6 protein-coding genes are annotated in these 10,225 nt (G+C 31.4%); 2 read left to right on the plus strand and 4 right to left on the minus strand.

Going from position 1 to position 10,225, the window contains the following annotated elements:
• Window positions 1-143 precede the first annotated feature (143 nt).
• The 4 genes from nifJ to HMPREF2852_RS07040 form a co-directional block, all read right to left on the minus strand.
• Window positions 144-3,674, minus strand: coding sequence for a pyruvate:ferredoxin (flavodoxin) oxidoreductase (nifJ, locus tag HMPREF2852_RS07025; RefSeq protein ID WP_004838927.1), 3,531 nt, complete (start codon window positions 3,672-3,674; stop codon window positions 144-146).
• A gap of 103 nt (window positions 3,675-3,777) precedes the next feature.
• Entirely contained in the window at window positions 3,778-4,710 is a 933-nt protein-coding gene (gene hprK, locus HMPREF2852_RS07030; protein ID WP_004838928.1) for an HPr(Ser) kinase/phosphatase, read from the minus strand.
• A gap of 10 nt (window positions 4,711-4,720) precedes the next feature.
• On the minus strand, window positions 4,721-6,568 hold the full coding sequence (gene uvrC / locus HMPREF2852_RS07035) for an excinuclease ABC subunit UvrC (protein ID WP_070607089.1): 1,848 nt from the start codon (window positions 6,566-6,568) through the stop codon (window positions 4,721-4,723).
• Window positions 6,568-8,337 (minus strand): aminopeptidase P family protein, encoded by a 1,770-nt coding sequence (locus tag HMPREF2852_RS07040; RefSeq protein WP_070607093.1) that lies wholly within the window; start codon window positions 8,335-8,337, stop codon window positions 6,568-6,570. The genes uvrC and HMPREF2852_RS07040 overlap by 1 nt, the downstream gene beginning before the upstream one ends.
• Before the next feature lie 130 nt (window positions 8,338-8,467).
• Between HMPREF2852_RS07040 and ychF the strand changes: the two genes are divergently transcribed.
• Both ychF and HMPREF2852_RS07050 read left to right on the plus strand, forming a co-directional pair.
• Complete coding sequence (gene ychF, locus HMPREF2852_RS07045) at window positions 8,468-9,565, plus strand: redox-regulated ATPase YchF (RefSeq protein ID WP_058990291.1); 1,098 nt, start codon at window positions 8,468-8,470, stop codon at window positions 9,563-9,565.
• Between the two features lie 7 nt (window positions 9,566-9,572).
• Window positions 9,573-10,178: a thymidine kinase gene (locus tag HMPREF2852_RS07050; RefSeq protein WP_004838932.1), complete on the plus strand. Its 606-nt coding sequence runs from the start codon at window positions 9,573-9,575 to the stop codon at window positions 10,176-10,178.
• The last annotated feature ends 47 nt before the right edge of the window (window positions 10,179-10,225 follow it).

A 10,225-nucleotide genomic window follows, 5' to 3' on the forward strand; every position in this document is an offset into this window, starting at 1 on the left:
TTTAGCAAAATTAAATTTAAAATTTTTAAAAGTTTTCAATAAAATTTTTTTATAAAATTTTAAAAATAAAATCTTCAAATTTAATTTTACGCATAAAAAAAGGATGAGCAAGCTCATCCTTTAAAAATTTTATTTAATTTATCTTATTTTCCGGCTAATCTCTTATATGTTTGATATCTATCTTTTGCAGCTTTTTCTGCTTCTTGATATAATTGGTCAGCTGTTTCAGGGAATGATCTCTTAAGTGAAGAGTATCTAACTTCTCCTTGGATAAATTCTTGGAATGATTCCTTAGGTTCTCTTGAATCTAATTGGAATGGATTCTTTCCTTCATCAGCAAGTCTTGGATCGAATCTCCATAAGTGCCAGTAACCAGCATCAACTGCTTGTTTTTCTCTAAATTGAGATTTACCCATACCGATTCTTATACCGTGGTTGATACATGGCGCATAGCAGATGATTAGAGATGGTCCATCATAGCTTTCAGCTTCTTTCATAGCTTTGATTGTTTGGTTTTGGTTTGCGCCCATAGCAACTTGTGCTACGTAAACATAACCGTATGAAGTCATCATTAAACCAAGGTCTTTTTTTCTTACCTTTTTACCAGATGCAGCAAATTGTGCTACTGCTGATAATGGTGTAGCTTTAGATGATTGTCCACCTGTATTTGAGTAAACTTCTGTATCAAATACTAAGATATTGATGTTTTCTCCACTAGCTAGTACGTGGTCAACTCCACCAAATCCAATATCATAGCTCCATCCGTCTCCACCAAATATCCAAACTGATTTTTTAATCATATAGTCTTTTAGTGAATATATTTTGTGTAGTAAATCTTTTTGTTTTTCATCACTTACACTGTTAGCTTTTTCTTCAAGGTTAAGAATTTTAGCTGTTGCTTCTTTTGAAGCTTTAACGTCTTCTTTTCCTTCAATCCATGCTTTGAATGCTTCGCTTAATTCACTATCAGCTTCTAATTCATTGAATTGATTCATATATGTTTCAAGAAGGTGTTTGTTTGAATCAGCTGCAAGTTTCATACCATAACCATATTCTGCTGCATCTTCGAATAATGAATTACCCCAAGCTGGACCTTGTCCGCAAGCATTTGTTGTATATGGTGTAGCTGGTGATGATGCTCCCCAGATTGATGAACAACCTGTAGCGTTAGCTATATACATTCTATCTCCAAATAATTGAGTAACAAGTTTTGCGTATGGTGTTTCTCCACAGCCTGCACAAGCACCTGAGAACTCAAGTAATGGTTGTTTAAATTGAGAGCCTTTAATTGTCATTGGATCCATAACATCTTCTTTGTATCCAACTTCTTCATGAGCATATTCCCAATTATCTTTTTCTTTTTCAACTTCTTCTTCGAAAGGTTTCATTAAAAGAGCCTTCTTTGGAGCTGGACATACATCAGCACAGTTTCCACAGCCTGTACAATCAAGTGGTGAAACTTGGATTCTGAAATCATATCCGTCCATTCCCTTACCAATTGCTTTCTTTGTTTCAAATCCTTCTGGTGCATTAGCTTTTTCTTCTTCTGTTAATAAGAATGGTCTAATTACAGCGTGAGGACAAACGTATGAACATTGGTTACATTGGATACAATTATCAATTTGCCATTCTGGTACGTTAAGAGCAATTCCTCTCTTTTCATATTGAGTTGTACCTGGTTCAAAGTCTCCGTTTGTTCTATCTTTGAAAACTGAAACTGGAAGTTCGTCTTCTTTTTGTTCAATCATTGGTTTAACGATGTTTTTGATGAACTCTGGAAGTTCTTTTTCTTCTTTAACTTCATCTTTTGCATCTTTCCATGAATCTGGAACATTAACTTTAACTACTGCATCAATTCCTTGATCTACTGCTTTGTAGTTCATATTTACTATATCATCACCCTTGTGTCCATAAGCTTTAACTATAGAATCTTTAAGATATTTGATAGCTTCATCTATTGGAATTACATTTGCAAGGTTAAAGAATGCAGATTGCATTATCATATTTGTTCTTGAACCTAATCCAATATTAGCAGCAATGTGAGAAGCATCTATTATATTAAAGTTAATATTGTGTTCAGCAATGTATTTTTTCATTGAAGCTGGTAGATGTTGTTCAAGTTCATCTTCTGACCATGGGCAGTTTAATAAGAATGTACCACCATCTTTAAGTCCAGCTAATAAATCATATTGATTAACGTAAGCTGGTTTTGAACATGAAATAAAGTCAGCTTCATCTAATAGATATGTTGATCTAATTGGATTTTTACCAAATCTCAAGTGTGATACTGTAAGTCCACCAGATTTTTTAGAATCGTAGTCAAAGTAACCTTGAGCATACATATCTGTATTATCACCGATGATTTTGATAGCTTGTTTATTAGCTCCAACTGTTCCATCAGATCCGAATCCCCAGAATTTACATCTGCTTGTACCTTCTTGTCTGATTCTTAAATCTGTTCTTTCAAGTGATTTATTTGTAACATCATCTGTAATTGATAATGTGAAATCATCTTTCATTTCGCCAGCTAAATTGTTGAATGCTGCTTCAATGTCTGCAGGGATTGTATCTTTTGAAGATAATCCATATCTACCACCTATAATTTGTGGTTTATCTTCTACATCATAGTAAGCTGATTTAACATCAAGTAATAATGGTTCTCCAACTGAACCTTTTTCTTTTGTTCTATCTAAAACAGCAATTTTCTTTACTGTTTTTGGTATAGCTTTTAATAGATGGTCTTTTGAGAATGGTCTGAATAAGTGAACTTCAACCATACCAACTTTTTTGCCATCTTCTACTAATTTATCAATAGCTTCTTCAGCTGCTTGGCAAACAGAACCCATAGCAATGATGATTTCTTCTGCATCATCTGCACCATAATAATTAAATAATCCGTAATTTGTACCGATTAATTCATTGATTTTGTTCATGTAGTTTTCTGTTATACCTACTATATCAGTATATGCAGGGTTTGAAGCTTCCATTCTTTGGAAGAAAATATTCTTTTCAGCTGTACCGATTGTTTTTGGTCTTTCTGGATTTAAAGACTCATTTTTAAATTTATCTACAGCTTCGTAGTTTACTAATGGAGCTAATGTATCATAGTCCCAAACTTGTATTTTTTGAATTTCGTGACTTGTTCTAAATCCATCAAAGAAATGGCAGAATGGAATTCTTCCTTCAATTGCTGCTAAGTGAGCAACTGGTCCTAAGTCCATTACTTGTTGAACTGATCCTGAACATAGCATAGCAAATCCTGTTTGTCTTGCTGCCATAACGTCAGAATGGTCACCGTAAATTGAAAGTGCGTGAGTTGCTAGTGTTCTTGCTGCAACATGGAATACACCTGGTAATCTTTCTCCAGCAATCTTATACATATTAGGGATCATTAATAATAATCCTTGACTTGCTGTGTATGTAGTAGTAAGTGCTCCTGCTGCAAGTGCTCCGTGTACTGCTCCTGCTGCACCAGCTTCTGATTGCATTTCCTTTACTTCAACCGGTCTTCCAAATACGTTTTTTCTACCGTTTGCTGCCCAAACATCTACTGCTTCAGGCATTGGTGATGAAGGTGTTATTGGATAGATTGTTGCTACATCTGTAAACGCATAAGATACGTGAGCAGCTGCAGTATTACCATCCATAGTCTTCATAGCTCTTTTAATTGTCATTTAAGACCTCCTAAAAATTATATGAATCAATTATCGTCAACACTATTTTTAGTATAATAAATATCACATCATTAGTCAAGTAAATATCAAATATTTTCACAAGCTAATTATCATTGTCAGAATTTTTAAATAGATTGTCTGTCATTACTTTTGCTGCGTTATATCCCATAGATTTTTCTCTTTGGTTCATAGCTGCAACCTCAATAATCATTGCTAAATTTCTTCCTGCTCTTACTGGAATTAAAATTTTTGGAATTTGAACATTTAAAATTTCTGTATAATGCTCGTCAAGTCCCAACCTATCATATTCATAATCTTCTCTCCAATGTTCAAGCTCTATTACCAAATCTATGTCAGTTGAAACTTTTACAGAGCCTGTCCCATATAGTCTTCTTACATCTACAATTCCAAGACCTCTAATTTCTGTATAATGCCTTATATTTTCTGGAGCTTGTCCTACAAGTTTATTATCATAAGCTGCCATTTCTACAACATCATCTGCGACAAGTCTATGGCCACGATTTACTAAATCTAAAGCCGTTTCACTTTTTCCTACAGAGCTTTCTCCCCTAATTAAAACTCCAACACCAAAAACTTCTAGAAGTTCTCCATGAATTTGAGTTCTATCAGCAAAAATATATTCTAGTTCTTGTGAAATTATTGATGTCAATTTTGTAGTAGGAAGTTTTGACCTTAAAATTGTAATATCATAGTAATCAGCAAGGTCTAATATATCTTTTGGCAATCCTGCATTGTATGAAAAAAGTATGGCTGGCATTTTATAAGATAATATTCCCCTAAATCTTTCATATTGCATTCTATTGTCAAGACTTGTTAGGTAGGTATATTCTACGCTTCCTATTATTTGTAATCTTTTGTAAGGAAATTCTTCCAAATATCCTGTAAGTTGAAGACCTGGCCTATTAATATCTGGACTTTGCAAAATAACTTCATCATAATCTGTGGATTTGTGAACTATTTCAAGACCTAAAATTTCAACCACGTCTTTTAATTTTACGCTTGTTTGTTTTCCCATTTTATCCTCTTTAATTGTTTAGTTTAAAATATTTAATTATTTCAAGTGCTTGGCTTTCTCCAATCAAATCTACTTCCATAAGCTCTTCTAAGCTTGCTTTTTTTATATTTTTTACGCTTTTAAAATGTTTTAGAAGATTTTCTTTTTTTCTTTTTCCTATGCCAATAATATTATCAAGTTCAGATTTTTTCATAGTTTGAGTCATTAATTTTCTGTGATAATTTATGGCAAATCTGTGGGCTTCTTCTTGGATTTCGTAAATTAATTTATATACTGGATCACGTTTTTTTATTTGTATTTCTTCATTTTCGTAGATAATTGCTCTTGTTGTGTGCTTGTCATCTTTGACAAGTCCTGCAACTTCTATTGAAAAACTTAAATCTTTCAAAACTTTTTTTGCAGATTTTACTTGACCCTTTCCTCCATCCATTAATATTAAATCCGGGAGTTTTCCAAAACCAGTATAAGTATTATTATTTTTGATTTCTTTTTTTGCTCTTTCAAATCTTCTTGTAAGAACTTCTTCCAAGGAATGATAATCATCTGGCCCTTCTATAGTTTTTATTTTGAATTTTCTATATTCTTTTCTTTCTGCTATCCCATTTTGAAATACAACCATTGATCCAACTGATTGGACCCCCGATGTATTAGAAATATCGTAAGCTTCTATCCTGCTTAAAGATTTTAAATTCAAAATTTCTTTTAATCCATTTAAGCCAGAATGCTTTTTTCTTTCTTTTTCCTCAAGCCTTTTTTCGTATTTTCTCATCATATCGCTTGCATTTCTAAAAGCCATATCTACTAATTCTTTTTTCTTACCAAGTTTTGGGCAAGTGATTTTTACCTTGTTGCCTTTTTTCTTTTCAATAAATAAATTAAGGGCATCAAGATCTGATGGCAATTTGTGTACTAAAATTTCTTTTGGTATATACATAAGGTTTAAGTAAAATTGCTTCATAAAAGATGAAATTATATCTTCATCTTTTTCTCTGTAATCATCTTTTATAATAAAATGTTCTCTATCAACAATTTTTCCATCTCTCATAAAAAATACCTGCATGGTGACATAAAATATTCCTTTGGACATTGCAATTATATCCATGTCATCACCATTTGTTGTAGTAACTTTTTGTTTTTGAGAAATGGTTGACAAGGCCCTATGGTAATCTCTGTATTTTGCAGCATTTTCAAAATCCAAAATTTCACTTGCCTTATTCATCTTATTTATAACTAAATTTGGTATATAATCAGATTTATTTTCTAAAAAAATTTTGATTTTAGTTATATTTTCCATATATTCTTTTTCATCTCCCCTACCAACGCATGGAGCTTTACACCTATTTATATAATAATTTAGACAAGGTCTATCTAATTGCTGTCCCTTATCAAAATTTAGATTACAAGTTCTTATTGGATAAAGTATATGAAATAATTCTATTACATCATTTACTGCATAAGCATCAGGATAAGGGCCATAGTAATAGCCCTTATCTTTTTTTACATTTCTTACTTTTTGAATTCTAGGAAATTTTTCATTTGTAATTTTTATATATGGATATTGCTTATCATCTCTTAGTACAATATTATATTTTGGCCTGTTTTTCTTTATTAGATTTGATTCTAGTACAAGAGCTTCAACTTCATTTTCTACAATTATATATTCAAATTTATTTATGTGACTTACCATAGCAAGGACTTTTCTGCCCTTGTTTTTATTATTGTCAAAATATTGGCTTACACGTTTTTTTAAATTTATAGCCTTACCAACATAGATTATTTCATCTTGGCTATTTCTCATTATATAAACGCCAGGAAGATCTGGTAATTCTTTTAATTTTTCCTTTATTTGATTATTCATCAAATCTCTTTACATCTTTCTATCAAATATTCTAAATCTGATCCTTCAAGATATGGAGATAAAACTTCTTGACATTTTTTGTTATATGAATTTAGCCATTCTATTTCCCACTTATCCATCATATCCATATTTATTGGTCTGGTATCAATTGGCACGTAAGTTAGACATTCGAATTTCATAAATTTACCAAATTCATTTTCCAAATCTTTTTTCACATAAACTTCGCTTTCAATTCTTACTCCGTGTTTATCTGCTATATATAGACCTGGTTCAATTGATGTTGTCATATTTTCTAATAATTCTACATCATTAAATTGAGAAATATTATTTGGGCCTTCGTGAACTGTTAAGCTAAATCCTACTCCGTGGCCTGTTCCATGGAAATAATCTTTTCCAGCTTTCCATAATGGATATTTTGCAATTGCATCTAGTCTTTGTCCCTTGGTTTTTTCTTTAAATCTTGCACTCATCAAGGCTATATGAGATTTTAAAACTAGGGTATAGTCTTCTTTTTCTTCATCAGTCAATTCTCCAAGGGCAATTGTTCTTGTTATATCTGTAGTTCCCTCTTTATAATGAGCGCCTGAATCTACCAACAGAAGTGATTTTTCTTCAAGAGTTTTTGATGAAAGTGAAGTTGGTTCATAATGGACAATAGCTCCATTTTCTTTGTATCCTGCAATTGTTTCAAAAGAATCTTCAATATATGATTCATTTTCTTTTCTTAAATCTTGCAATTTTTTGCTAGCTATAAGCTCTGTCAAAGAACCTGTACTTGTTCCAACTTCAACCCAATTAAAGAACTTAATTAAACTTACACCATCAATAATATAAGCTTTTCTTTCATTTTCTAATTCAGTTTCATTTTTAACCGCTTTCATTTCAGTTGAAATATTTACACCGCTAGTAATTCTTACATTTGAATTTATAGAATCAAAAATTGCAACGTTAGTTCTTTCTGGATCTATATAAATTCTATTTTTTCCCTTAATGTTTTTTAGTAAAGAATAGATATACTCATAAGAATGAACTTTTACCTTATTTTCTTTTAAATAATCCAAAACTTCATCGTCAAGTTTATCTTGGTCTATGCAAAGATGAATTTCATCCATTGAAACCAACAAATATGACAAAACTACTGGAGTATAGCCTATATCATTTCCCCTAATATTTAAAAGATAACAAATATCTTCTGGAGAACCAATAAAATTATAATCGCAATCTTTTTTCTTTAATTCTTCTCTTAATCTATTTATTTTTGATTCTAAACTTTCGCCAACAAATTTTTGATCATAAATCCAAACTTTTTCTTTTGGAAGGCTTGGTCTGTCTTCCCAAATTTGAGAAATATAATCTATGTCATAAACCAAAGCACGTGATGCCATATTTTCACTTAAAGATTTATAATCTTTTACTGAATAACAAGTACCATCAAAACCAATTTTTCCAAATTCTCCAACTTCTTCCAACAAAAATTCTTCCATAGTTGGATCTTCATCAAAACCTTGTTTATAAAATTCAAATTCTGAATATTTTAATTCATTTGCAGCTTGCAAAAAATATCTTGAATCTGTCCAAAGTCTTGCCTTATCTTTTGTAACAACACAAACTCCCGCGGAGCCAGTAAAACCCGAAATAAATTCGCGAGTTTTATAATAATCACTAATATATTCTGATTGATGAGGATCAGATGTATTAATAATATAAGCATCTATTTTTCTGCTAGCCATTAGCTCTCTAAGCTTTTCTAGTTTTTGATCAATATTCATAATTTCTCCTTTATTTTTATAATCTTATTCATATTATACCATTGTTGCATAATATAAAAATTGATTTTTTTAGGCGCTTTCTATATAATTAATAATGCTAAATAAAGAATAAAAAAGAGAGAGTGATTAAATGAAATTAGGAATAGTTGGCCTACCAAATGTAGGCAAATCAACTTTATTTAACGCAATAACCAAAGCTGGAGCAGAAATTGCAAATTATCCTTTCTGCACAATAGATCCAAACGTAGGACTTGTAAATGTTCCAGATTATAGAGTTGATTATCTTGCAAAAATGCACAATTCAAAAAAAATTGTACCAGCAGCTATAGAATTTTATGATATAGCAGGACTTGTAAAAGGTGCAAGCAAGGGCGAAGGATTAGGAAATAAATTTTTATCAAATATAAGAGAAACTGATGCAATAGTAGAAGTTTTGCGTTGTTTTAATGATCCAAATGTAACCCACGTAGATGGTAACATTGACCCATTAAGAGATATTGAAACAATAAATTTTGAGCTTATCCTTTCAGATCTTGAACTTGTTGAAAAAGTTTTGGCAAAAAGAGAAAAAGTTGCAAAATCTGATAAATCAGCAAGAAGCGAAGTTGAATTATTAAAAAGAATAAAAGAAGTTTTGGAAGAAGGAAAATCTGCCAGAGTTTTAAATTTGCACGACGAAGAAAAAGCTCTCCTTAAAACCTACCAACTTCTTTCAACAAAACCAATAATTTACGTTTGCAATGTCGATGAAAGTGATGTTGCAAATAACGGAGATGATAATGAATTTGTTCAAAAAGTTAGAGAATTTGCCAAAGAAGAAAACGCTCAAGTTTCTGTTGTAAGTGCAAAAATTGAACAAGAAATATCTGAACTTGAAAGCGATGAAGAGAAGAAAGAATTTTTGGAAATGATTGGTCTTAGCGAATCAGGTTGCGATCAAGTTATAAAAGATTCTTACAAAACCTTAAATTTAATTTCATTTTTGACAACAGGAGAAGATGAAACAAGAGCTTGGACAATTACAAATGGAACAAAAGCTGTAGATGCTGCTGGAAAAATCCACACAGATATACAAAGAGGTTTTATAAAAGCAGAAATCGTAAGTTTTGATACTCTAAAAGAATATGGTAATATGGCAAAAGTAAAAGAACATGGTCAACTTCGTATGGAAGGAAAAGATTATGTTATGAAAGATGGAGATATTACCAATTTTAAATTTAATGTTTAGGTGAGATATGAAAAAACAAGCTAAACTTATTGTTCATACAGGTTCTATGTTTTCAGGAAAAACCACTTCCCTATGGCGTGAGCTTTATAGGATGAAAGTTGCAGGATACAAAACAATTGCATTCAAACCATCAGTTGATTCAAGACATGAAGATGAAAAAATAATAAGCCACGATAATTTGGAGCTTGATGCGATTAAAATAGAATCTATAAAAGAAATTTTGGATTATGCAAAAAATAATGAAATTGATGCTATAGGAATTGACGAGGTTCAATTTTTTCCGGATAAGCCATCAAAAATTGTAGATTATTTTGTAGAACTTATGCAAAATCATATTACAATTGTTGTCTCAGGTCTTGATATGGATTATAAAACAAAACCATTTGAAGTTGTAAAAGAGCTGATGCCAATAGCTGACGAATTAATAAAACACCATGCTATTTGTGCATCATGCGGAGAAGATGCTTGGGTTTCATTTAGAAAATCTTACAATGAAGAAAGAATAGAAATCGGAGCTCAAGATTCATACGAGCCTTTGTGCAGATCATGCTACAATAGAAAAATGAAAGATAGAGAAAAAAATAAAAATCAAATATCACTAGACGAAATTTAAACTGCTCTTTATTGAGCAGTCAGAGCGTCGACAAACCCACCAATAAA

The sequence above is a fragment of the Anaerococcus sp. HMSC065G05 genome, from assembly GCF_001812365.1.
GTDB classification, from domain to species: Bacteria; Bacillota; Clostridia; order Tissierellales; family Peptoniphilaceae; genus Anaerococcus; species Anaerococcus vaginalis.